Source organism: Undibacterium cyanobacteriorum (assembly GCF_031326225.1).
Taxonomy (GTDB): Bacteria; Pseudomonadota; Gammaproteobacteria; order Burkholderiales; family Burkholderiaceae_D; genus Undibacterium; species Undibacterium cyanobacteriorum.
On sequence record NZ_CP133720.1, the window covers coordinates 2,092,418 to 2,116,652 of the forward strand.

Consider the following 24,235-nt stretch of genomic DNA (forward strand, 5'->3'; position numbering starts at 1 on the left):
GGGGCTTTTCTATTGGGAGTGCACTGCAATACTCACGAGTTACACAAGCTACATGATGGTACTGGCACTACTGAACGTCTTCGAAGAGCAACTCCCATAAATTGGTACTAGCGACAATGGACTCTTGAACTTTCTCTCGTTTCACTCTGGCCTTTTCTTCTCCCTGCAGGCGAATATTATGCTGATACTTACGTAGCTGGCGATACGTGTTTGCGGTCGCACTTGCAAGGTCTGCGGGAATCAAACCGAGTTCTCCACAACGCTTGAGCAAGGCGATATTGCCAAGATTTCCAGTCAGTTCGGGATGGACTTGGGCATACTGCAGAATCAGAAATTGAACGATAAACTCGATGTCGATCATGCCACCGAAATCATGTTTAAGATCGAATAATTCAGTGCGATTGACGTTTGCTTCGCGCATACGTTTTCGCATGTGTATCACTTCTTCTTTGAGCTTCGCTTCGTCTCGTGTTTGGCGCAAAACAGTACTACGAATTGTTTCAAACTTCGCTCCAATCTGCTTATCGCCAGCGCAGAACCTCGCACGTGTAAGTGCTTGGTGTTCCCACAGCCAAGCAGACTTTTCTTGATAGCGGGCGAAGGAATTGAGGGACGAGACCATCAGTCCACTGGCACCATCGGGCCGTAATGCGATATCAATATCGAATAAGATCCCCGCGGCGGTATGGGTGGTCATCCAAGTGATGAAGCGCTGCGCGAGTTTTGCATACAATGCGGGAGCCTCTTGGTCATCGTCCTCGTACAGAAAAATGAGATCGAGATCAGATGCATAACTGAGTTCTTTGCCTCCAAGTTTTCCGTAGGCGATGACGGCGAACTGAGGTTTGTCTAGATGTCGATTTGGAATGCTTTGCCACACGCTGTTGACTACTTGTTCGACAATAATGTCGGCGAGCTTAGATAGTAAGTCAGCGAGATGTTCTACAGAGACGCGCCCTTCAAGATCTTGCGCGAGTAAGCGGAATAACAAAGCGTGATGGGATTCACGTAGGCAGTCTAATTGGCTTTCGATATCACCGTTGTGAGCCTGCATGGTCTCGCGAAGTTCGTCGGCATACATCTCCCAATCGGGAACCTGATGGAGAACTGTTTCATCGAGTAATTCGTCGAGAAGAATAGGATGCCGATTGAGAAATTTCGCAGCCCAGTCGCTGGCGGCCATCATGCGTACAACACGTTCTAATGCATGTGGAAATTCGAGTAAGAGCGATAAGTAGGCTGTGCGTCGAACGATGTGTTCCAGGAAGTCTAGAAATCGTCCTAAGGTCTCCGCTTGTTTTTCAGTTTGTGTTGCGATTGCATTGAGTGCAGCATTGATCAAACGAGTGATTTTCTCTTGAGTGCCCTCACTCAATGCTTGCACTTTGGGGGACTGCCAAGTGGCCGCGATGCGTTGTGCAATACTACTTGGATCAGCAATATTCAGCGACTCAAGGTGCTGTACTATTGTTTCATTGGCGTCCTCGCCGCTCAGTGCCGACGCGTCTATTTGCTGTTCTTGATCCGTCTTGTCCTTAAAGATAGCGTCAAATTGTTCAGCAACAAATCGCATGTGTGGCAGCAAGACTTGATTGAGGGCGTCTACATCATCGAACCCCATCATGTTGGCGATGCGGTTTTGGTCTTCGCGATTACTCGGAAAAATATGGGTTTGCGCATCATCCAAGTACTGCAAACGGTGTTCGACGTTGCGAAGGAAAGTGTAGGCATCCAACAGCTTATCGATAACCAAACTATCAAGAATGCAGCTTTCGGCTAAAGTAAGTAGTGTCTGTCGAGTTGAACGGTCGCGTAAATGTGCCTCGCGTCCTCCTCGAATTAATTGGAAAACTTGTGCGAGAAATTCCACTTCACGTATGCCACCGCGACCTAACTTAACATTGATGCCGCGTTCAGGATGACGAGTTTCTTGCCGCACGACTTCCGCACGAATTTGATGATGCATATTGCGCAGCGAATCAATTACGCCGTAATCGAGGTAGCGTCGGTAGACGAAAGGGAAAATGAGCTTCTGGAGTGCCGCAATATCATCACTGCGTCCCGTGATTGCCCGTGCTTTGACCCAGGCATAACGTTCCCATTCGCGGCCTTGCACTAAGAAATAGTCTTCGATCATGCCGAAGCTTGCCACCAAGGGACCGGAGGCTCCATTCGGGCGTAAGGCCATATCGACGCGAAAAGAAAAACCATCTTCAGTAATTTCGGAAATGGCGGCGATGAGTTTTTTTCCTAGCCTGCTGAAATATTCATGGTTCGACAGTTGGCGCTGATCACCTGTGGCGTTGGTTTCACCGTCTTCGTTGTAGCAAAAAATAAGGTCGATATCGGAGGATACATTGAGCTCATAACCGCCAAGTTTTCCCATGCCAAGCACAATCAGTTCTTGAACGCTATGACTCTCTTCGCCAATTGGCTGACCATGTTGCGCAGTCATCTCGGCATTAAGCTCAGCTAGATGAGTTTGAATCACGAAGTCGGCAAAGTGACTAATTGCCGTAATGACCTCATGTAGTTCGGCCTTAGCTTCCAGATCACGACTAATCAAGCTTGCCATTAGCAAATTCCTTGAGCGTCGCATCGCCGCCCCAAGCGCGAGACCGTCATCAGATTCGGATTTCAATAACTCAGGAAATTTCTTTGAGTCTAAAGGTGATTTTGTCCATTCCTTTAGTTTGTCGGCGCGATCTTCTTTGGCTGCCAGCCATCTGTGTACAAAACGTGAATCGAGGGTTCCATTGAGGCTGAGGATAGGATGAACATTCATTGAAATTATGATCACAAAATGTTAGTGTTTGCCTGTCACCGCTAAAACAAGCAGTTTGGTGTTTGTTTTGATTGTAAGCGATCAAGCAATTTCCACCTAGAATGCTTACTGTGATAGTGTCATGCCGCTGATGTATTCGGGATCGTTGTTGCACTGGCGCCCTATAGAAAATGTGCAGATAGTTACTGTATTCTTGAGATACTCATTGTTATATTTTAGAGATCTTCGGTCGTTTCGATGGATTCTTCTTGTATTTTGCACCTTCGTTCTTCAGCATACTGCAGTATAGGTTTTCGATAATTCGCCGTTGATGTTTAAATTTTCCTCCTCACAGAAGCAACTTCATGCAACTGGGCGAGCGCCGCGCTCCCTCTGGCGCAACTTTAAGGGATTTTGCTTAGTTACTGCTCATCACAGTGGACGCACTGCACGTTTCACTTTGCGTTGGTGCTGGAGAAGTTTTCTCCTTGCCTATTTCTTACTGGCGACATTGTTTTTGGTTTCGCGCTTCCTCGTTTTACCGAGTCTTGAAAATTACAAGCCGGAGTTTGAGGACTACGCTTCTAAACAGCTGCATCGTGAAGTCAAAATAGGTGGTTTGCATGCGCGTTGGCAGGGTTGGCATCCAGAAATCGATTTGCAAAATGTGCGAGTACTCGATGCAAACGGCAATCCAGCACTTGTGCTTCCTGAGGTGCACACGCAAATCTCATGGTGGAGTATTTTTGCCTTCGATTTACGATTTTCGCGTTTTGAACTGGTTGGTCCAAGTCTACAAGCTCGTCGTTTATCTGATGGGCAAATTGAAGTTGCAGGTTTTCGCTTAGCAGAATCGAAGCCAGGCGGGGATAGCGCAGAGAGGGCGCTGTCATGGATTCTTGCACAAAATGAACTCAGTATTGCGAATGGACGTTTTGTCTGGATCAATGATGTAAAGCCTGAACAACAGCTTGAACTTGATAATTTCAATCTCCTGGTGCGTAACGAATGGCGACATCATCGCCTCGCGATTCAGGCGACACCTCCCGCGGTACTTGCCGCGCCAATTGATCTTCGTCTCAATTTGCACCAGTCCCTATTTGCAAAGAAGCAGTTAGATCTCGGGTCTTGGTCAGGTGAGATTTTTCTGGATCTGAAAGAGGCGGATCTTCCTAAGCTCAAAAACTATGTGAGTTTGCCTTTCACGCTCGAGAAATCTGTTGGCGCCGTTAAAGCTTGGCTGAGGCTCGAAGGTGGACATGTCGCGGACTTCACTGCAGATCTCGCATTGCGCGATGTTTTGGGACGCTTCAGACAAGATCTTCCGCCGCTCGACATGGACTACATCAGTGGCAGAGTCATCGCCACCGAACGCGTGATCAAGGACTATCGTTATTTGCCGAACATTTTGGGACAAACTGGGCATAGCATCGCGGTTGAAAATTTCTCGATGCAGACACGTGACGGCAAGATTTTGCCTTCAACAAGTGTCCGTGAAACCTATGTTCCCGCACATAAGGATCAAGCTGAAAAAGTCGAATTACACGCAAAGCTTTTGGATCTTCAATCGATCGCGAATTTTGCCGAACATTTGCCGCTTCCAGCTGATCAACGACGACTCTTAATCGACGTTGCACCTAAAGGCGTATTGAAAGATTTTACTGCGCGTTGGCAGGGTAGCCTTCCGAATGTTACAAGCTATACGATCGATGGTGAATTCTCGGGTTTGGAAATGCGGCCGCTCAAAGCTCAGTTGGCGCGAGCTAAATCTGGCAAGATACCAGCACGGGCTGGATTTCCTGCGATACCAGGGTTTGATAATGTGAGTGGAAGTATCAGCGCCAACGAAAAGGGTGGTCGACTGAGTCTAGATTCGAAAGATCTGAAACTGCAGTTACCGAGCTATTTTGTTGATCCTGAAATGCCATTCGATCGTTTTGTGTTGCAGTCGAAATGGGATATTCAAAATAATCAAAGTCTGCGATTCGAAATTCAAAATCTCGAATTCGAACAGAATGGTACACATGGACGTGTGCATGGCTCGCACCGCCGCGACCTTACGCAAATGGATTTGGGTGAGGTCGAACTACAGGGCGAGTTAGATGGTTTTGACCTACGCACCATCACTCGCTACATTCCGGAAAAAACACCCGAGCATCTCAGACATTGGCTCTCAAGCGCATTACTCGAAGGTAAAGCAAATAACGTAAGCCTGCGATTGAATGGACGCTTACGCGATTTTCCATTTACGGGACTAGACAGTAAAGGGCGCGCGAATGGCGAGTTCATCGTTAAGGGCAATATTGCCAATGGCAAACTTAATTTCTTGCCTGGCGTGTATGCCAAGGACGGCGTGGCACCATTTTGGCCGGTGATTGACTCCATCAAAGGTGGTTTTGTATTTGAAAAGTCGCGTATGGAGATTCGGGCAGAATCGGCGTTGACGAATCAAGTGCCACTCAACAAAGTCGTTGCAGTCATTCCTGATTTAGCAAGTCACGAAGCAGTGCTGCAAATTGATGGTAATGCGACAGGAAATTTGCAGGCGATGTTTGGGTATGTCAAGGCAAGTCCCGTGGATGAATGGTTAGGTCAATTCTTGCACGACGCGACAGGCTCGGGTAATGCGCAGCTAGGGCTGAAATTGTTCTTGCCACTGCATAATATTATTGATTCAAAAGTAACTGGCGTGCTGCAATTGAATGGTAATGAAAGTCAATTGCAAACTAGTTTGCCTCATATCTCTGGTATCACCGGCAAACTCGAATTTAATGAGCGTGGTCTGAATTTATATGGTTTGAAAGCGCAGGCCTTAGGTGGGCCTCTTGTCGCTTCGGGTGGGACACAAAAAGATGGTTCAATCCGGATGCGATTTGAAGGTGTCGCGACGAGTGATGGCATCCAAAATCAATTCAAGGGCTCTGAATTAACACCGCTTTTGTCAAAACTGAGTGGGAATAGCCGTTATCTCACGCAAGTGAATGTGAAGCGACGTGCACTTGAAGTGATCGTCGAGAGTAATCTGCAAGGCCTTGGAATCGATTTGCCAGAGCCGTTTGCAAAGCTGCCGACTGAAAATTTGCCGCTGCATTTCGAGCTACAGCCAGAGCCTGCCAGCGATCATTCTGAGCTTCGGGATACAGTGAAAGTCGCTGTTGGCGAGCGGCTTTTGGCGCAGTATCAACGGCGTCGTAAACTTGAAAATGGAGCGAAAACTCAGGTGGTTCGAGGTGCGATCGGTATTAATGCACCGCTGAGTATTCCTGAAGATGGCCTGACAACTCAGTTGAATCTTAAAAGCTTGGTTCTTGACGATTGGGCTCGATTGTTCGACCAGAACGGGTCGCAACTGACTGCCTCGACTAGTGTGAACTCCGAGTCTGAGATGTTGCAATATGTCATGCCAAAGAAGATTTCTCTTACGACTGATACCTTAGTAGTGATGGGGAAACGCCTTGATAAATTGGTTGTCGGTGCGTCGCGAAGTGGCAATTCATGGCAAGCAAATGTCGATGCGAAACAGATTTCAGGAGCGTTGTCATGGAGCCCTCCAAATGAACGCCATGAGCAAGGCTTAATCGCAGCAAAACTATCTCGCTTGTCGATACCGAAGTCAGCGGCGGGCGAGGTCGGAGAGCTATTGCAGGCGAAAAATTTGCCTCAGAGCTTACCTGCGCTTGAGGTACAAGCTGACCAATTCGAACTTTATGGAAAAACACTGGGCCATTTGGATTTGGCGGCAAAAAACGTCAGAAAGAGTAATGAGCGACAGTGGGTGATTGAGCAGCTTCGATTAAAGAATGAAGATGCTGAACTCAAGGCGAATGGTAGTTGGAATGTAAGCGATCACGTCAGTAAGACAGCATTGAATTTTTCGCTGGATATTGCGAACGCAGGTTTCCTGCTTGAGCGATTCGGGTTTAAGGAATTGATGAGAGCAGGGAAGGGAAAGATCGAAGGGGACGTCAATTGGCAGGGGCTTCCGTTCGAATTTGATATCCCAAGCCTTGCTGGGCAGTTGCAATTAAAAATGAGCGCGGGCCAATTTTTGAAGGTTGATCCGGCGGGATCGAAACTGATCGGGGTCCTTAATATGCAGTCAATCCCGCGCCGTTTCACACTTGATTTTAGAGACGTTTTTTCAGAGGGCTTTGCTTTTGATACGATTGCAGGCACGGCACGTATCGAAAAGGGTGTGGCGCATACGGATAATTTGAAGATGAACAGTGTCAGCGCGACGGTGCTGATGGAGGGCAATGCAGATATTGGTAAGGAAATTCAAGACTTACATGTGGCAGTGATTCCTGATTTGAATGTTGGAGCGGCCTCTATGGTGTATGGTTTAGCGGTGAATCCTGTGGTGGGACTTGGTACATTCTTGGCGCAATTGCTTTTTAAAGACCCGTTGAAAAGGGCATTCACTTATGAGTACAGAGTCACCGGCCCATGGACTGATCCGGTCGTCGTCAAACTTGAGAATGCCGAGCGTCAGGCTATTTTGGAAAAACAAAGAGCTGAAAAGTTGAAGGCGGACAAATTGAAAGCGGATCAGGCAGACAGCGCTACACAGAAAAAACCGTAAGACCGAGATTATCGGTGTAACGAGGTGCTAATCATTAAAAGAATGAAAGTAGGACTACGTCATGAAAATCGCAGCGATACAAATGGTTTCTAGTGCATCGCCTCTTACGAATATGGCCACGGCTGAACGCCTGATTCGACAAGCGAAGCTAGAAGGTGCTGAGTTAATTGCATTACCTGAATACTGGTCGATCATGGGATTGCGCGATCAGGACAAAGTACTGTGCGCAGAAACGTTTGACCAGGGCCCTTTGCAAGATTTTATGCAAGCCTTGGCACAGGAGTTAGAGATCTATTTGATTGGTGGCACCATCCCTCTCAAATCGGAAATAACTGACAAGATTTACAATGCCTGTCTGACGTATGGGCCACAAGGCGAACTCGTTACAAGATATGACAAGATTCATTTGTTTGGCTTTAGAAATGGGGATGAGTCTTACCAGGAGTCAAATACCATCACCCCTGGGCATGAAGTCGGTAGTTTTCAGCTTCCCATCGGGAAAGTTGGTTTAGGAATTTGCTATGATCTACGATTCCCAGAGTTGTTCCGAAGTATGGGACAATGCAGCCTCATGGTATTGCCCGCGGCGTTCACGCATGTGACAGGTCAGGCACATTGGGAAGTTTTGTTGCGCGCACGAGCCATTGAAAATCAATGCTACGTGCTTGCTTCCGCCCAAGGTGGTTTGCATGAAAATGGTCGTCGTACTTGGGGCCATAGCATGCTAATTGACCCATGGGGTAAGATTATCGACTGTGTTGATGAAGGCGAAGGTATTTGCGTAGGTGATTTAGACCTCGAAAATATGGGAAAAATGCGGGCTAATTTGCCAGCGTTGCAGCATCGGAAAATTGCTTGTTGATGGTTTGTTGATGGTCGGTACATCCATCTTGTGACTGAAATTGAAAGATCCAAAAATAATGACACCCTTTGATTCAAATTTGAAACATCTCGCCATCGCGCGCGACATTTTGTTGACCCCATTCGGTTTGGATGAAGCGAAATTGCAAGCAGCGTTGAAGACCATGTTCTCTCATAAGATTGATTATGCAGATATGTATTTTCAATTCACCAAAAATGAGGGCTGGAGTTTAGAAGAGGGCATCGTTAAAACGGGTAGTTTCTCGATTGATCAAGGTGTTGGCGTGCGTGCCGTGTCGGGTGATAAGACAGCATTTTCTTATTCTGACGAAATTTCAGAATCGGCTTTGCTCGATGCCGCTGCTGCGACTAGAACGATTGCTCGTTCTGGCTCCGGTAAAATTAAAGTTGCATCCAGTATGACTGCGTTGCAAGGCCATCAGCTGTATTTGCAGTCGGATCCTTTGGCATCCCTCGATGCTAACCAAAAAGTCGCATTATTAGAGCGCATTGAAAAGATGGCGCGAGCCAAAGACCCTCGGGTTGTGCAAGTGATGGCAAGTTTAGCTGGTGAATACGACGTGGTTTTGGTAGCGCGCAGTGACGGTTTAATCGCGGCTGACGTGCGTCCGCTGGTGCGTATGTCGCTAACGGTGATCGCGGAACAAAACGGCCGCCGTGAGACGGGTTCCAGCGGCGGCGGAGGACGTTATGACTTTTCCTACTTCAGCGATGCCGTGCTCGAACAGTACGCGCAAGATGCGGTGCATTCTGCCTTAGTTAATTTGGAATCACGTCCTGCTCCTGCTGGCCCGATGACGGTGGTATTGGGCTCAGGTTGGCCAGGTGTCTTGTTGCACGAGGCGATTGGACACGGCTTAGAAGGTGACTTCAACCGCAAAGGTTCAAGTACTTTTGCTGGACGCATCGGCGATCGCGTCGCAGCGAAAGGTGTTACTGTAGTCGATGATGGTACTTTGTTGCATCGTCGTGGCTCGCTCAATATCGATGATGAAGGTAACCCTACGCAATGCACGACGCTGATTGAAGACGGAATCTTGAAGGGATACATTCAAGATACGATGAATGCGCGCCTAATGAAAATGCCGGTGACCGGTAATGCACGTCGCGAGTCTTATGCGCACTTGCCGATGCCGCGTATGACGAATACTTACATGTTGGCGGGCGATAAGGATCCTGAAGAAATTCTCGCTTCGGTGAAGAATGGTTTGTATGCGGTGAACTTCGGTGGCGGTCAAGTCGATATTACCAATGGGAAGTTCGTTTTTTCGGCGAGCGAAGCTTACATGATTGAAGATGGCAAAGTGACTTATCCAGTAAAAGGCGCTACTTTGATTGGAAATGGGCCAGAAGTACTCAATCGCGTGAGCATGATCGGTAATGATATGCGATTGGATAGTGGTGTTGGCGTTTGTGGTAAAGAAGGGCAAAGCGTACCAGTTGGCGTTGGTCAACCGACCTTAAGAATCGACGGTTTGGTCGTCGGCGGTACGGCATAAAATTTTGAGCTGATATGAAATCATTGGGGTCTTGAGGGCCCCATTTTTTTCAAATCGAATCGGGGCAAGACAAAACAAGATCTTGTCTATACATATTTTCCCCCGCTTTTTTTCGTTCAAGCGCATTGTTTTTTGAAATCCGTATGGTTTTTTTTGTTAACTCTTGAGGCTGGGTGAATGGTGGCGTAAAGTTCGCTTTTTTGCGGGAGAGCTTATGTCACGACTATCTTTTAATCATGGAGATCCACAGTTCGTACCACTGACGACGTATCGCTCCTATCCGCCCGAGATCATGGAACAGCGCGCACAAGACTTCTATCAATATCTTGCACGGCGTAAGACGATTCGTGAGTTTTCCTCGGCGCCTGTCTCTCGAAAAGTAATTGAGCAGTGTTTATTGGCAGCCGGTACTGCTCCGTCTGGTGCGAATCATCAGCCATGGCATTTCGCGGTTGTAGAGAGTCCCGAGTTGAAGAAGAAAATCCGTATCGAAGCGGAGATTGAAGAGAGGGAGTTCTACGAACGTCGTGCGCCTCAAGAATGGAAGGATGCCTTAGCACCTTTGGGGACTGATTCGAATAAGCCATTCTTAGAGGAAGCTCCTTACCTGATTGCGATCTTTGGGCAGAAGAGCACATTGATGGATGATGGTAGTGCCGTAAAAAATTACTATGTTCCGGAATCTGTTTCGATTGCCACGGGTTTTCTCATCGCAGCCCTTCATCACGCGGGCTTGGCCACACTCACGCATACCCCAAGTCCTATGGGATTTTTGAATGAGTTGTTAGGTCGACCTGACAATGAAAAGCCTTACATCCTGTTGGTCGTTGGGCATCCAGCGGAGCACTGTATGGTGCCAAATATCCGCAAGAAACCCTTAGAGGAAATCGCCAGTTTCTTGTAATTGAGACGGGCATAGTTGCGTTCAAAATCATAAAAAATGCCGCTGACCCGCGGCTTTGATCAAGCTTTTTGTTGAATTTGGATAAAAAGCTTGCCAAGCATCCAAAGATGTTGTTATAGTCAAGCTCATTCAAACATGAGGATCGCAATGGCAGCTGTACGATTTTACTTTCACTTTTACTTTAGCTATTCCAACCCAGTGGCGGTGGAGAAGCGGTAAGTTCACGTGGAAGCAAAAAGAAGCGAAACAGAACAAAACCGATCCTCAAGAAAACCGCCAAGTTGGCGGTTTTTTTTTGCGCGCAGATTTTAATCGAAGACTTTTTTATTTTTTATTGAGACGGAAAAACTATGCAACGCACAGATGATTTACGCATCCGAGAGATGAAGGAATTACTTCCACCTTCGCACTTGATTCGAGAGTTTTCTTGCTCGGATAAAGCATCGGAAGTGACAGCCAATGCGCGCACAGCACTGCATAATATTTTGCATGCAAAAGACGATCGCGTAATGGTGGTAATTGGTCCATGTTCGATTCATGACACGAAAGCTGCGATGGAGTATGCACGCAAATTGGCTGATGCTCGCGTACGATTTGCAGGTGAACTTGAAATTGTGATGCGTGTGTATTTTGAGAAGCCACGTACGACTGTCGGATGGAAGGGACTGATTAATGATCCCTACATGGACAATAGTTTTCGCATCAATGACGGGCTGCGAATTGCTCGTGAATTATTGTTGAATATTAATGAGTTAGGTTTGCCAGCTGGTACCGAATATCTCGATATGATTAGTCCTCAGTACATCGCCGATTTGATCAGCTGGGGCGCGATTGGAGCTCGGACAACGGAGTCCCAAGTACATCGTGAGTTGGCGTCTGGTTTGTCTTGCCCAGTCGGATTCAAAAACGGAACGGACGGTAATGTGAAAATCGCGGTTGATGCGATTAAGGCGTCGTCGCAACCACATCATTTCTTATCCGTGACGAAAGGCGGACACTCGGCGATCGTTTCAACCAATGGTAATGAAGATTGTCACATCATTTTGCGTGGTGGTAAGACGCCTAACTACGATGCGGCGAGTGTTGATGCGGCGGCAAAGAGTATTGAGGCCAATTGTTTAGTCGCACGTATCATGATCGATGCGTCGCACGCGAATAGTTCCAAGAACCCACTCAATCAAATTCCAGTTTGTGCAGACATTGCTCAGCAAGTTGCAAATGGTGATGATCGTATCGTCGGAGTTATGATTGAATCTAACTTGGTGGCGGGACGTCAGGATGTTGTGGCTGGAAAAGAGCTGGTCTACGGCCAGTCCATCACCGATGGATGTATTGATTGGAATGATAGTGAAAAAGTTTTGCAAACCCTAGCTGATGCAGTGAAAGCGCGTCGACAGAAGAAAGTAGTTTAAGGTGATCGCCACGCATCGTTTCGCCGTGAGGCTTTGCGTGGATTAGCAATCGGAGTTGAGTCTGGGATGGTGGCGCTGACGGCGCACATGGGAGGAATTAATTCTTCTTACTCAGTGTCATCTGCTGACCTTCGCGAACCATCGTAACTCGATTGAGAAACGACATTCCCAGAAGTGCGAATGGCAGTTCATTCTCCTGCACTGAGGCTTCTACTTGAAGAATTTCGATATCGCCAATTTTGACGGAGTCTAATTTGACGCGATAAGTCTGGATGACGCCGTTCGCGGTGGAACTGCGCGACAAGACTCCTTTTTTGTAATCAATTCCCAGCCTTTGCGCATCATTGGCGGATAGCGATAGAAAGGTCGCCCCAGTATCCACCATCATCCGCAGTGAAGAGCCACCGTTGATTTGACCAGTGGTGAGAAAATGTCCTAACTCGTTGGCTTGCAGAATGACTTTTTTATTGCCGCCATCATTACTTCCTTGAAGTAGTGTGCGTCCGAGTTGTAGTAGTTGTTTCTTTCCATCGACTTCGATCACAGCATGGTTGCGATCTACCGTCAGGAGTTTGATATTGCCATTGATCACCGCCCCCTCAGCGTAGTTCTTGGGCGGTTTGCCATCAATGATGAGCATGGCTTTGCCGTTACTGAGAGCGACCAAATCGATATCTGTGGCGGAACACAGAGGCGCGTATGAGCCAAATGCAAATATCGCTGCAAGAGACAAAATCGAGAAATGTTTAGCTTTGCTCATTGCAGCGACTCCTGTGCTGGATGCGAATTAGCGATGGTTTAGTCGCGGAAGTTGTTGAACTCGAGTGGCAAGTCTTTTACTTCTTTGCGTAATAGTGCGATGGCCGACTGCAAGTCATCACGTTTTGCACCACTGACGCGCACCGCATCACCCTGAATGCTCGCTTGCACTTTCATCTTGCTGTCTTTGAGAATCTTCACAATTTTCTTAGCATCCTCAGTTTGAATGCCGTTTTTGACTTTCAAGACTTGTTTAACTTTATCTCCACCGATTTTCTCGACTTTGCCGACGTCGAGGAAACGCACGTCGACGTTACGCTTTCCGAGCGTTTGTTTGACTTCGATGATGATTTGATCGAGGTGAAAGTCTGTATCGCCAAAAAGAATGATTTCACGCTCTTTTTCTTTAAGTTCAACCTTGGCGCTCGTGCCTTTCAAATCAAAGCGATTGGTGATGACCTTGTTGCTTTGATTGATAGCATTTTTGACTTCTTCCATATTGGCTTCGGAGACGGTGTCAAATGAAGGCATGATATTCCCTGTTATGTTGTTATTCTTTGCCTAAAAATAGGCATTGAGTGAGTTGATTGAATAGTGAAACTTCAGTGAAATTTGAGTGAAATTTCGAGACAGCGCCTATTCTAGCAAAATCAATTGTCTATGCCTCGAATTTACGGTTTTTTGCCCCGTTTTTGATGAAAAGACGACTATAATCTCGAGCCTATGAACCAGTTATTTTCTCTCCAACACAAGGTCTCCCTTAAGAATCACAATACCTTCGGCATTAATGCAATTGCCGACAATGTGCTGCGCATTTCTTCAGTTGATCAATTACCCGAACTACATGCACGATTCAAAGCACAGCCCGAGCTTGGCTTTGTGTTTCTTGGCGGCGGCAGCAATGTCATTTTGCCGGACCACATTGAGGCGCTGGTGCTTCAGATCGATCTCAAGGGTAAACAAGTCATTGAGCGAGACAACAACACGGTACTTGTCAGCGCATCGGCTGGAGAAAATTGGCATGACTTCGTTCAGTGGACCATTGCGCAAGGTCTTGGTGGCCTTGAAAACTTATCTCTGATTCCAGGAACAGTCGGCGCTGCACCGATACAGAACATTGGGGCTTATGGTCGTGAGCTCAAAGACTGCTTTTATAGTCTACGGGCTTATGATTTGCTGAGCGGAGAAGAACATGTTTTCAGTAAAGAACAATGTGCTTTTGCCTATCGTGACAGCTTTTTTAAACGTCCTGAGTCGCGTCATTTGCTGATTACCGAAGTCTGTTTCAGTTTTGATCTAGATTGGCAACCTGAGCTCAGTTATGGCGACGTCGCGCAACGCCTCAAGGGCCAGGGCATTTCGAAACCCACACCACAACAAGTGAGCGACACGATTTGCGCCATACGCCGTAGCAAATTGCCCGATCCTCGTGAGATTGGCAATGCGGGAAGCTTCTTTAAAAACCCGATTATTTCTATTGAGTTACGTGATCGTATTTTGGAGTCATATCCTCATTGCGTGAGCTATCCTTTACCCAATGGTCAATGTAAATTGGCTGCAGGATGGTTGATTGAACAGGCTGGATGGAAAGGGCGCCAAACCGGTAACGTCGGTGTCTATGAAAAACAAGCTTTGGTGTTAGTGAATCACGGTGGGGCGACTGGTATGGAAGTCCGTGCATTGGCAGAAGCGATACAAAACGATGTCGCGCAAAAATTTGGTGTGCGCCTTGAAGTGGAACCTATCTTCATTGATTGAAGAGTGAGTTTGAAACTATTATGGCTAGCTTGAGTTAGCTCTGGCGCAAGAATGAGCGCAAGCACAAGTGCGAGCAAAAGCAATAAAACGAAAAATAAGAATTGAAGTACATGACTTTCCCAGAAAATACGCCATCCTCAAAAAATACGAATATCGCCGAGGCTTTACTCTTAGGTGAAGATTGCCCTGATTTGATGCGCGATGAAACGCTGGCCGACCTCCTCAATCATACCATTGCAAGAGTCCCAGACAAGACTGCGCTCTGGAGTGATCTGCAGTCGGTCACCTATGGCGAATTAGGACGTCGTGCTGATCAGATCGCAAGGCAATTGTTCGATGCTGGATTGAGGCCTGGTCATATTATTGGCTTGTGGATGCCGCGCGGTATCGATTTGTTAATCACGCAAGCCGCCATCTCAAAAACCGGGGCAGCATGGCTACCATTTGATTCCGAAGTGCCGACCGATCGCATCCAAGTTTGCCTTGAGGATGCGAACGCCTTTGGCCTGATAACGAATCGCGATGCGGTGCCACAAGTTCACGCTTTGCGTGAGGCTGGTTATCGCTTATTTGTTGCAGAAGAGATGGAAAGCGCAGCGATCGAAACGACCGAGAATACCGCTAATGTGGTGTTGCCGCGCGCTGCAGGAACTGACCCCGCTTACGTCATTTACACCTCGGGCTCGACAGGTAAACCCAAGGGCATCGTCATTAATCAAGCGAGTATTTGCCACTTTTTGCGCAGTGAGAATAGTGTTCTCGGTGTTCGTGAAACTGATCGTGTGTACCAAGGATTCTCCGTCGCTTTCGATATGTCTTTCGAAGAGATTTGGATTAGTTACCTAGTCGGTGCAAGTCTGTGGATTGCCTCACGTGAAGTTGCCTTAGATGCTGACGCCTTACCGCAGGCGCTGATCAAAAATGACATCACGGTCTTGCATGCGGTGCCAACCTTGCTTGCCTTGTTTAGTTGCGATGTACCGTGCTTGCGCATCATTAATCTTGGTGGAGAAATGTGCCCACCAAGTTTGGTCGATAAGTGGTCGCATCCGAATCGTCAGATGTTTAATACCTATGGTCCGACCGAAGCGACAGTCTCGGCCAGTCTTGCACCATTAAAAGCCGGTGAGGCCGTTACCATCGGTGTGCCTTTGCCGAACTACGGCTTATTGGTGATCAATCCCGATTTGCAGCCAGACGGTAGTATGGAATTGTTACCGCGCGGCGAAACAGGCGAGCTATGTATTTTTGGTCCAGGTGTGTCGGCTGGATATTTAGGACGCCCTGATCTCACTGCTGAAAAATTCTTGTCTAACCCATGGGCACCGACAGAAAAGTATGCGCGCTTGTACCGCACTGGAGATTTAGCTCGCATCGGTGAAGATGGAAGTGTGCAATGTCTTGGGCGTGCTGATGATCAAGTGAAGATACGTGGCTTCAGGGTTGAGCTTGGTGAAATCGAAGCGGTATTGGCAAAACAACCGGGCGTTGGCACTGTGGCAGTTTTGCTGCGTAATGAAGATGGTATCGATCAATTGATCGCCTTTATTGTTCGAGATGCGAGCAGTGAAGCTTCAGCTTCAAGCATGATACAAGAATTGCGCGACGCTTTAGGGCAGCAGTTACCTGCATATATGGTCCCAAGTCGCTATGAATTTTTGGAAGAAATGCCACGCCTGAGTTCCGGCAAAATTGATCGTAAAGATTTGAAGGCTCGACCTTTGAGTGTATTGATCGCCACCGGCGAAAGTGAGCAAGCCGAGACCGATGCGGAACAAGTTCTGTTTGCAGCGCTTGGTACATTATTTCCCGGCCAAAGTTTGCGTCGACCAGCGGACTTTTTCGATGATCTCGGTGGGCACTCATTGATGGCGGCGCGTTTGGTGTCAGCTTTGCGCCAAGACGCACGTTACGCTTACTTTAAAATTAGCGATATTTACCAATCGCGTCAGCTTGGAAAAATCGCTGAAGTGATGCAGTACGGGGCGGTGTCACCGGTGACTGCGTCTACTAATGAGGTCAAGGCTGCACGAGGCGGCATTGCCGTCGATGTCAAACGCTGGATTTGCGGTGCTGCGCAGGCGATTGCAATTCCGTGTCTAGTCGCCATTCGAATGTTGCAGTGGCTCTCACCATTTTTTGCTTACCATTTCTTTACGGGCGAACCTTCGGACTCAGTTGCACGCGCCGTGATTTATTCAATCGCGATTTTCTTAGGCGTCACTGTGGCGGAATTTTTCTTTGCCATCGTAGCAAAATGGATCATTCTAGGAAAATTGAAGCCAGGTACTTATCCTCTTTGGGGGGTGACGTATTTTCGATGGTGGTTGGTTGACCGTATTATCGAGGCAGTGCCCGTCTATATGATTAACGGTACTTCATTGTATCGTTGGTGGTTGCGTGCACTTGGTGCGCAAGTCGGAGACGAAGCTCTGATCGGATCGTTGACTTTGCGGTCGCCTGATAGCCTCACACTAGGCCGTGGCGTCAGTATTGGGAACGCCTGCAGCTTTGAGAATGTGCGCATTCAAGATGGCGTGATGCTCGTTGGTGCGATAGTGCTTGAGGAAGACGCGTATGTCGGCTCCTATGCCGTTTTAGAGGGCAATACGAAGCTGGAGAAGTTGGCGCATTTAGACGGGCAGTCGGCCCTCGTTGATGGACAGGTCGTTCCAGCTGGTCGCGTGTGGCGCGGCTCGCCAGCGCGTGATGCCGGTCCATTTGTAGCGAACGGCGACTTGCAACGTGGCGAATTGACTATGGCAAGACGTGTGGGTGAAGCTGCGTATTTCTTGCTCGGATCTTTGCTTGTTTCTGCGTTGTTCTTCTTGCCGGTGTTCCCAAGTTTTATGGTGATCGATTGGCTGGATGCTCAAGAGGTTTTCGGTTTTATTCAGACCGCAGATGTTGGTGTCCAACTGATCGATTATTTCCTACTTGCCTTTCCTGCGACAGCAGTTTTGGTGCTCTGCACGGCATTACTGTCAGCAGGGATTCGTTGGACCTTCTTGGGCCGTTTGAAGCCCGGAAGTTATTCAGTGCACAGTAACACTTACAGTCGAAAATGGTTCGTCAACCAAATCCAGGAATCAAGTTTGAACGTCTTGCACGGTGTTTATGCGACGATCTATTCGCCGTATTGGTACCGCATGCTTGGCGCCAAAGTTGGTAAGGGCACGGAGCTGTCAACAGCCTTAGGTGTCGTTCCGGATATGCTGACTTTGGGCGATGAATGCTTTATTGCCGATGCTGTGATGCTAGGCGATGAGGAAATTGATCAAGGCTGGATGACGGTGCAAGCCACGACCATTTCGCGTCGTAGTTTTGTGGGAAATGGCGCCTACGTTCCTGACGGTACTGAGATCCCTGAAAATGTCCTGATCGGTGTGCATACGCGTGCTCCTGATAACGCACAAATGAAGGCGGGCGATACATGGATAGGCTCGCCTGCGATGCTGTTGCCAGCACGTGAAGAAGTCAAAGGCTTCGCTGAGGAGTTGACCTTCAAACCTTCTTTTTGGCGAAAAATTGCGCGCGGCTTGATCGAAGCCTTCCGCATTATTGCCCCGCATGCTCTCGTGATCGCGATTGGTTATGTGATTGTTTTGGATCTGATGCCGCTCGCCGCTGAAGAGCGCTGGGGCGAAGTGTTGTACTACTTAATTGTATCAGGGCTTTTGTACGGCGCCGGTTGTTTTGTGTTCGTAGCGCTGTTGAAATGGATACTGATCGGTCGGTACAAGCAGAGTAGCCATCCTATGTGGACTTGGTTTGTGTGGTCCTCCGAAGCGATAACGAATCTCTATGAAGGTATTACGGTACCGAACTTTATGCGCTACTTAAAAGGAACGCCTTGGCTGCCGCTGGCTTTCCGTTTATTGGGCGCAAAAATCGGCAAAGGGGTGTACATGGATACGACCGACATCACAGAATTTGATTGCGTCAGTATCGGGAATTATAGTGAAATCAATGCCGCTGCTTGCCCGCAAACCCATCTATTCGAAGATCGTGTCATGAAGGTTGATCACGTCAAGATTGGTGACGGTGTTTATCTGGGGCCCCGTAGCTTCGTGCTATACGGCGCAGAAGTCGGTGATGACGCACAGTTGGGCGCACTGACTTTAGTCATGAAAGGTGAGTTCATACCCGCAGGTTCTAGCTGGCGTGGTTGCCCGGCGTCGGTCGCGTAAGCAATTAGCCTCGTATGCCGACTTTTCCACCTATCTCGACAACACCGGAGTTGGCAAGGGTAACCCTACAAGACACTGGTGAGTGTGTTTTCCTTTTCGCGAATAATGAGAGAAGAAGTCGTCAGCAAATGCGTCAACAGGTACGCCAATCACTTATCGAGTTGATCGCTAGCGCCTACGCTCTTCAGAAAGACGAGGTGCATCTAGTCCAAGAGTTGGGAACACCACCACGGCTGGATGCCAACGGCATCTCACACTTTGTTTCGTTTTCCCACGCGGCAGATCTGTCTTGCATTGCGATCAGCCGCCATCGACCTCTTGGACTTGATCTGGTTCATGTGGATGAAATCAAGGGCGCCCAAGATTGCTTAGATGTCGCAGCGATCTATCTTTCACCGCAGGTGTTTCAGGCATTGCCTACTGTTGGGCCTGCAGACCTTCCTAGTCGTTTTATCGCTGTATGGGCCGAGCATGAAGCCGTCCTCAAGTGCCTTGGCCTACCTTTGCAAGAATGGAGTCAAAAGCTCGCTTTGGCAACGCAAGGAGTTGAATCAATGAGTCGGTGGGTCGACCCATCCCATGTGTTGGCGATCGCGATACGTCCAGTTTAATGAGTTACAGGAAGCGGCCTTATAGGAAACAGGCTTACAGGCTCAGCACTTCTTTCAAATTCTGCGCATTGCGCCGAGATATTTCGAGGCGAACTCCCGTTTTTAAAGTGACGATATAACCCTGTTGCATCGACTCCTCAATACCGACAATGGCCTGTAGATTGATCAGATGTTGTCGATTGGCGCGAAAGAAGAGGGCGCATGGCAAGCGTTCTTCCACACTCGAGATGCTCTTCTTGAGATAGGCCCGCTGCCCTTTGAAAAAGACTTGTACATAATTCTTGCAACTCTCTATGTAGTCAATTTCGGTGACGGAAATGAGATGACAATGGTTGCCATCTTTAATGAAGATTTTGCTGTTCGGTTCAAGTACTTGTTTCTCTTCTTCACGGCGTCTAGCACTTGATTCCTGTGTTGGTACAGTGTGACTGAGTTTCGCTATCGCTTGTGCCAAACGCGTTTGACTGATGGGTTTGACCAGATAGTCTATGGTGTCGAAATCAAATGAACGAATCGCGTATTCACTGTGCGCCGTGGTGAAGATAATCTTGGGCTGATAGTCGAGTTGGGCGAGCAGAGAAAAACCATCTTCCCCTGGCATATGGATGTCGAGAAACAAGAGATCCGGGCGATGCTCCTCAATCGCCTGCAGGGCTGTTGTGGCGTTATCTGCACTCGCGACCAGTTCAATTTCTTCGAAGCTCGTTAACATGCGCATCAATCCCTCGCGTGCTAAACGGGAGTCCTCAATAATCATCGCTCTCATGCATTGTTCCTCGGGATCGCAAATTGCACTTCGAAGCACTGATCGTTTTGCTGTGCTCTGAAGTTGGTCTGTGAGCCATACAGCAGACTTAGTCTTTGCTTGATATTGGTGAGTCCAATTTGCGTACTGTGATTCTCCATATTTTTGTGAAGTTGAGGTGTTGGAGACGAACGGATGGCTAAACTATTTTTTACTAAAAATTTTACCTGCTCAGAATGAGCTTCAATCTGTAGCAAAATCTCCCCCCCATCTTTGCATTGCTCGATGCCATGTTTCACTGCATTTTCGACCAGCATTTGCAAGATCATCGGTGGAATCATCACGCCATCGAGGTTTCCCTTGGTCAATAAAGAAAATCTTAAGCGGTCTTCAAACTGTAGCTTGGCGATCGCGATGTACTTATCAATGATTTGCAGCTCGCTCTCCAAACGGATTTGATTCGCTTTCTCACTGGCGAGTGTATAACGAAGAATTTCCGATAGTGCCACGATGGCATCATCCGCGGCGTTGGTGCTTTCGTGTATAAGGAAGCGGATATTGTTCAAAGCATTGAACAAGAAATGTGGATTGAGTTGATTATTGAGTCGACTCAATTGGGCTTCGCGCAAACTTGCCGCGAGCTGCAGATTGCTCATTTCTCTTTCTTTCAATCTCTTATTGGTCGAGAAACTGATGTAGAGCACGTACCAAATACACATCGTGATGTGCATTTGCAAACTGCCACCGATGATGAATTGAGTGATGAAGCTGCGAGGGTTGCTTTGTATCGCTGGCTCTTCTTGAATGAGAGTCGACCAAAATACGGGCATTAAGAGCAAGCTTAAAACGCACATGACCAGAAATGCCATCAAGCCACCATACAGAATCACCAAAGGCACTAATTTCCCCATCGATAACTGATGCCAAGCGCGGGTTTTGTAGTGCCAACGAAAACTCAGGCATGCGAGCGTGAAGGGAATAAACCACAAGAAGCTCATGCTCGCATTAAAACTAGCATGGTGGCTCCACAAGACAGCGCTCAACGCGGTCATACTGGCGATCAGCAGACTGGCATTGACGTGGTAGAACCAAAACTCCCTTTCTTTCGGAAAAAAACTCATCATGTCATTCGGTCTTATCGGTGTTGAGTCATTAAATTCGGCAAGCGTTTGTTGCCATCAATATCAGTTGTGCTCGGTTGAGCTTATTTGTGCACAGTTGCGGTCAGTGCTGAAGTGAAAACAAGCGTACTTTTGCTTACTCTACCTCGCCATTTGTTGTGCATGCAAGGCATCTGTCTTAAAAGTTGCTTTGCATGCGCTTGCGTCACTTACCAAAGTCGAAAACGCTGTTCTGGCGCAAGGTAAAGAGCATCACCGGGTTTGGTGGAAAAAGCCTCATGGAAACCGTCTACGTGCATTACAGGTGCATTGCTGCGAACTTTGTGCGGTGAGTGTGGATCAACCATCAATAGTTCAAGCGTGCGTTGATCACGCCTTAACACCGCCCAGCCTTTCGCGTTTTCAATGAAGAAGCTTTGCTTTGCCTGCCGTAATTTGTTGGCGTCGAGTCGAGCTTGACGACCCATGAGCTGGTTGACATAGGCCTTATACGCCATCTGTAAGCCGATAATATCAGCCATATTTTCTGGTAAGGTCAAACTACCATTGACAAATTTTCCTGGCAAAATTTCTTGACGATTGTAGAAGTCGACCAGTTGCTTGGATTTTTCTTGAAATTGGTCGCTGTCTTGTTCGCTCCACCAATTTTTCATCATGCCATCGGCATTAAACTGCGCGCCGATATTGTCAAAGCCATGTGAAATTTCATGGCCGATAAAGGCGCCAAGACGACCGTAGTTGGCGGCATCGCTAGCTTGAGGATCGAACATCGGCGCCTGTAAGAAGGCCGCTGGGAGATTGATTTCATTTAAACTTGGATCGTAATAGGCGTTAACCTCAATCGGTGACATCATCCAAATACCGCGATCGATTTTCGTTCCAGACAAGGCTGCTTGGCGCTCCCATTCAAAACGTTTCGCGCGTTGTTGGTTGCCGATTGCATCGCCCGCGATGATGTCGAGACGCGAGTAATCACGCCATTTGTCGGGGTAGCCAATACGTGCTGTCAACTTGCTTAATTTGCGAAGCGCCTCAGTTCTTGTGCTTTCCGACATGACGTTCGAATGGCGAATACTGTCTTTGCCAGCCGCGATCAAGTTCTCAATCATGTGCGCGACTTTTTGTTTGTGGCTTTCAGGAAAATGCTGTGCAACATAGGTTTTTGCGAGCGCTTCAGACATCGCGCCATTCACTTCTTTGATCGCTTGCTCTGGTCGTGGCAATTCGCTTGTCAAACCTTGCGAAGTTTGGCCGTGAAAATTGAAATGCGCTCGGCGCATTGAAGCTGAAGCGACTGGCGCCATCTCGTTGAGCATGCGAAGCTTGAAGTACATTTTCCAGTCATCGAGTTGCGTGTCTTGGTAAAGCTTGCCCAATCCTTTGAAAGTCTCAACTTGCATAATGTTGATGCTATCGCTGGTCGAGACCTTGGCCGCATTGAGCATGGATCGCCACGGAAAACCAGGTGCGAACTGATCGAGTTTTGTGACTTCGATGGTTTGAAGCGCAGCAGGATTCATCGCTTGTGCTTCAGGAGTGTGAATCGCGGCGATCCGTCTTTCTAATTCAAAGACACGGCTGGCGCACATCTCAGGATGATCGATGTTGCCTGAACGCGCGAGTGCTGTCAGATATTCGAGATAAGCAGTGTGTAGGGCGGATGCACTTTCTTTCGAATTTTTGGCAGCATCTGAAGGCGCTTTTTGTTCAAGGTACATTTCCCGTGATGGCAGACCAAGGCCACCTTGCATGGCAATATTGCGGTAGATGCCCGGGTTTGCAAAGTCGGCAAAACCGCCCCATAACCAGATCGGTAATTTGATAATGCCATGCTGCTGGCCTTGCCACTGTGCTAGTTGTTCCAAATTAGAGATGCGATCGATCTCTTGCATGCGAGATTGAATTTGTTGTGTCGCTACGCGATCAATCGTCTTAAGGTCGATGTAACTTGCGTAATAGTCCGCCAGTTTTTTCTCGATGCTGCCTTTGATGTGCTTCTTAGAACTTAAGCTTTGCAACAGTGTGCTAATCCGTTGTTGGACGATGGCTGGCGTCCCAATCGCGTAGACTTCCGTCTTATTCGCGGGGATGTTGGTCTTGTTCAGCCATTCGTGGTTGGCCGCCATGTATAAGTCATCTTGCGGCCGGATTACTTGTTGTTGATTTGCAGGTGCTTTGTTCAGCACGGTGGATTCGCTACTGGTGGTGATGCCATTAGCCCAAGTGGCGGCGTGGCTAGTGAGCAAGGCGGAAATAAGGATCGCAAAAGAAGCGCTTTGGGATGAACGCAATGTAAATTGATCGAAAGACGGCATAGGAGACCTCATTAAATTCGCGACCTTTTTAGTGAACATTAAGTGAACACTAAGTGAGCGCGAAGATTGAAAACTAAGAAATACGAAGAAATACTAAGAAAATAGAAAGTTTCTTGTCCTTGAAAATCTGATCTAGATTTCTTGAGCGTATTGTGAGATCTGGTCGGCTTGCTGCGGAAAAAAGGTGCCGAACGGCTTGATACGGTGTTGAGCGGCTAGAAACGCAGACGAGGGAAGTGGAAATGTAGTGCCAATGAACCGATGTCAGTAAAGCTAATGGCAAGTGCTGCTTGGTGCACTTGCCATGCTCTTACCGCGATCAATTTTGAAGATGTTATGGAGGTGGAGTGGATGTTGCCTTAATGCTCAAACAAAATGGCAAACGTAGTCGAGCGTTTCTATCGTTTCAATCGTAAAGCTCGATTGCGCTGGGATAGAAAAGCTTTGGCCAGTTTGGTATTCCACCGCTTCGCTCTGTCCAGCGAGTGTGACGCGACATTTTCCTGCATTGATTTCCATGATTTCCGCAGCGCCTGTATTGAAGACGAGTGTTGAAGGAAAAATGACGCCGATAGTTTTTCGGCTACCATCGGCGAATAAAACGGTGTGGGAAACACATTTGCCATCAAAGTAGAGATTCGCTTTTTTGACGACACTGACTTGATCAAATTGAGTACTCATAATTCTTAATAT

Annotated in this window: 15 protein-coding genes; 8 read left to right on the plus strand and 7 right to left on the minus strand. The window is 47.8% G+C overall.

The genetic code is table 11. From position 1 onward, the window contains the following. Positions 1 to 67: 67 nt before the first annotated feature. Positions 68 to 2,785 (minus strand): bifunctional [glutamate--ammonia ligase]-adenylyl-L-tyrosine phosphorylase/[glutamate--ammonia-ligase] adenylyltransferase, encoded by a 2,718-nt coding sequence (gene glnE, locus RF679_RS08765; protein WP_309483823.1) that lies wholly within the window; start codon positions 2,783 to 2,785, stop codon positions 68 to 70. Between the two features lie 310 nt (positions 2,786 to 3,095). On the opposite strand from glnE, the gene RF679_RS08770 reads away from it, so the two are divergent. The 5 genes from RF679_RS08770 to aroG all read left to right on the plus strand — a co-directional run bounded on the left by RF679_RS08770 (position 3,096) and on the right by aroG (position 12,043). After that, on the plus strand, positions 3,096 to 7,346 hold the full coding sequence (locus tag RF679_RS08770; protein ID WP_309483824.1) for a YhdP family protein: 4,251 nt from the start codon (positions 3,096 to 3,098) through the stop codon (positions 7,344 to 7,346). 61 nt (positions 7,347 to 7,407) lie between these two features. Further along, a complete protein-coding gene (locus RF679_RS08775) occupies positions 7,408 to 8,208 on the plus strand; it encodes a carbon-nitrogen hydrolase family protein (RefSeq protein ID WP_309483825.1) in 801 nt (266 codons plus the stop codon). A gap of 58 nt (positions 8,209 to 8,266) precedes the next feature. After that, positions 8,267 to 9,727 (plus strand): metalloprotease TldD, encoded by a 1,461-nt coding sequence (tldD, locus tag RF679_RS08780; protein WP_309483826.1) that lies wholly within the window; start codon positions 8,267 to 8,269, stop codon positions 9,725 to 9,727. A gap of 214 nt (positions 9,728 to 9,941) precedes the next feature. Further along, positions 9,942 to 10,631 (plus strand): nitroreductase family protein, encoded by a 690-nt coding sequence (locus tag RF679_RS08785; protein ID WP_309483827.1) that lies wholly within the window; start codon positions 9,942 to 9,944, stop codon positions 10,629 to 10,631. Positions 10,632 to 10,981: 350 nt separating this feature from the next. Continuing rightward, positions 10,982 to 12,043, plus strand: a complete 1,062-nt coding sequence (gene aroG / locus RF679_RS08790; protein WP_309483828.1) for a 3-deoxy-7-phosphoheptulonate synthase AroG — start codon at positions 10,982 to 10,984, stop codon at positions 12,041 to 12,043. 97 nt (positions 12,044 to 12,140) lie between these two features. On the opposite strand, the gene RF679_RS08795 is transcribed toward aroG, so the two are convergent. Together RF679_RS08795 and RF679_RS08800 are read right to left on the minus strand one after the other, a co-directional pair. Then, positions 12,141 to 12,803 (minus strand): retropepsin-like aspartic protease family protein, encoded by a 663-nt coding sequence (locus RF679_RS08795; RefSeq protein ID WP_309483829.1) that lies wholly within the window; start codon positions 12,801 to 12,803, stop codon positions 12,141 to 12,143. Positions 12,804 to 12,841: 38 nt separating this feature from the next. Continuing rightward, a complete protein-coding gene (locus RF679_RS08800) occupies positions 12,842 to 13,333 on the minus strand; it encodes a YajQ family cyclic di-GMP-binding protein (RefSeq protein ID WP_309483830.1) in 492 nt (163 codons plus the stop codon). A gap of 192 nt (positions 13,334 to 13,525) precedes the next feature. Here RF679_RS08800 and murB point away from each other — a divergent pair, with 192 nt between their 5' ends. The 3 genes from murB to RF679_RS08815 all read left to right on the plus strand — a co-directional run bounded on the left by murB (position 13,526) and on the right by RF679_RS08815 (position 19,361). Beyond that, complete coding sequence (gene murB / locus RF679_RS08805) at positions 13,526 to 14,560, plus strand: UDP-N-acetylmuramate dehydrogenase (protein WP_309483831.1); 1,035 nt, start codon at positions 13,526 to 13,528, stop codon at positions 14,558 to 14,560. Positions 14,561 to 14,670: 110 nt separating this feature from the next. After that, a complete protein-coding gene (locus RF679_RS08810) occupies positions 14,671 to 18,750 on the plus strand; it encodes a Pls/PosA family non-ribosomal peptide synthetase (protein ID WP_309483832.1) in 4,080 nt (1,359 codons plus the stop codon). Positions 18,751 to 18,764: 14 nt separating this feature from the next. Then, complete coding sequence (locus RF679_RS08815) at positions 18,765 to 19,361, plus strand: 4'-phosphopantetheinyl transferase family protein (protein ID WP_309483833.1); 597 nt, start codon at positions 18,765 to 18,767, stop codon at positions 19,359 to 19,361. A 34-nt stretch (positions 19,362 to 19,395) separates the two neighbouring features. On the opposite strand, the gene RF679_RS08820 is transcribed toward RF679_RS08815, so the two are convergent. From RF679_RS08820 to ppnP, 4 genes are all read right to left on the minus strand, one after another. Continuing rightward, the gene (locus RF679_RS08820; RefSeq protein ID WP_309483834.1) at positions 19,396 to 20,127 is read right to left on the minus strand and encodes a LytR/AlgR family response regulator transcription factor; all 732 of its coding nucleotides are present in this window, start codon (positions 20,125 to 20,127) and stop codon (positions 19,396 to 19,398) included. Further along, a complete protein-coding gene (locus tag RF679_RS08825; RefSeq protein ID WP_309483835.1) occupies positions 20,124 to 21,230 on the minus strand; it encodes a sensor histidine kinase in 1,107 nt (368 codons plus the stop codon). The genes RF679_RS08820 and RF679_RS08825 overlap by 4 nt, the downstream gene beginning before the upstream one ends. Positions 21,231 to 21,436: 206 nt before the next feature. Next, on the minus strand, positions 21,437 to 23,542 hold the full coding sequence (locus tag RF679_RS08830; RefSeq protein WP_309483836.1) for a M13 family metallopeptidase: 2,106 nt from the start codon (positions 23,540 to 23,542) through the stop codon (positions 21,437 to 21,439). A gap of 366 nt (positions 23,543 to 23,908) precedes the next feature. Further along, on the minus strand, positions 23,909 to 24,223 hold the full coding sequence (gene ppnP / locus RF679_RS08835; protein WP_309483837.1) for a pyrimidine/purine nucleoside phosphorylase: 315 nt from the start codon (positions 24,221 to 24,223) through the stop codon (positions 23,909 to 23,911). Positions 24,224 to 24,235 lie beyond the last annotated feature (12 nt).

Excerpts from the sequence above, each read along its gene's own strand:
- glnE (WP_309483823.1), bottom strand. The coding sequence starts at position 2,785 with ATGAATGTTCATCCTATCCTCAGCCTCAATGGAACCCTCGATTCACGT.
- RF679_RS08770 (WP_309483824.1), top strand. The coding sequence starts at position 3,096 with ATGTTTAAATTTTCCTCCTCACAGAAGCAACTTCATGCAACTGGGCGA.
- RF679_RS08775 (WP_309483825.1), top strand. The coding sequence starts at position 7,408 with ATGAAAATCGCAGCGATACAAATGGTTTCTAGTGCATCGCCTCTTACG.
- tldD (WP_309483826.1), top strand. The coding sequence starts at position 8,267 with ATGACACCCTTTGATTCAAATTTGAAACATCTCGCCATCGCGCGCGAC.
- RF679_RS08785 (WP_309483827.1), top strand. The coding sequence starts at position 9,942 with ATGTCACGACTATCTTTTAATCATGGAGATCCACAGTTCGTACCACTG.
- aroG (WP_309483828.1), top strand. The coding sequence starts at position 10,982 with ATGCAACGCACAGATGATTTACGCATCCGAGAGATGAAGGAATTACTT.
- RF679_RS08795 (WP_309483829.1), bottom strand. The coding sequence starts at position 12,803 with ATGAGCAAAGCTAAACATTTCTCGATTTTGTCTCTTGCAGCGATATTT.
- RF679_RS08800 (WP_309483830.1), bottom strand. The coding sequence starts at position 13,333 with ATGCCTTCATTTGACACCGTCTCCGAAGCCAATATGGAAGAAGTCAAA.
- murB (WP_309483831.1), top strand. The coding sequence starts at position 13,526 with ATGAACCAGTTATTTTCTCTCCAACACAAGGTCTCCCTTAAGAATCAC.
- RF679_RS08810 (WP_309483832.1), top strand. The coding sequence starts at position 14,671 with ATGACTTTCCCAGAAAATACGCCATCCTCAAAAAATACGAATATCGCC.
- RF679_RS08815 (WP_309483833.1), top strand. The coding sequence starts at position 18,765 with ATGCCGACTTTTCCACCTATCTCGACAACACCGGAGTTGGCAAGGGTA.
- RF679_RS08820 (WP_309483834.1), bottom strand. The coding sequence starts at position 20,127 with ATGAGAGCGATGATTATTGAGGACTCCCGTTTAGCACGCGAGGGATTG.
- RF679_RS08825 (WP_309483835.1), bottom strand. The coding sequence starts at position 21,230 with ATGATGAGTTTTTTTCCGAAAGAAAGGGAGTTTTGGTTCTACCACGTC.
- RF679_RS08830 (WP_309483836.1), bottom strand. The coding sequence starts at position 23,542 with ATGCCGTCTTTCGATCAATTTACATTGCGTTCATCCCAAAGCGCTTCT.
- ppnP (WP_309483837.1), bottom strand. The coding sequence starts at position 24,223 with ATGAGTACTCAATTTGATCAAGTCAGTGTCGTCAAAAAAGCGAATCTC.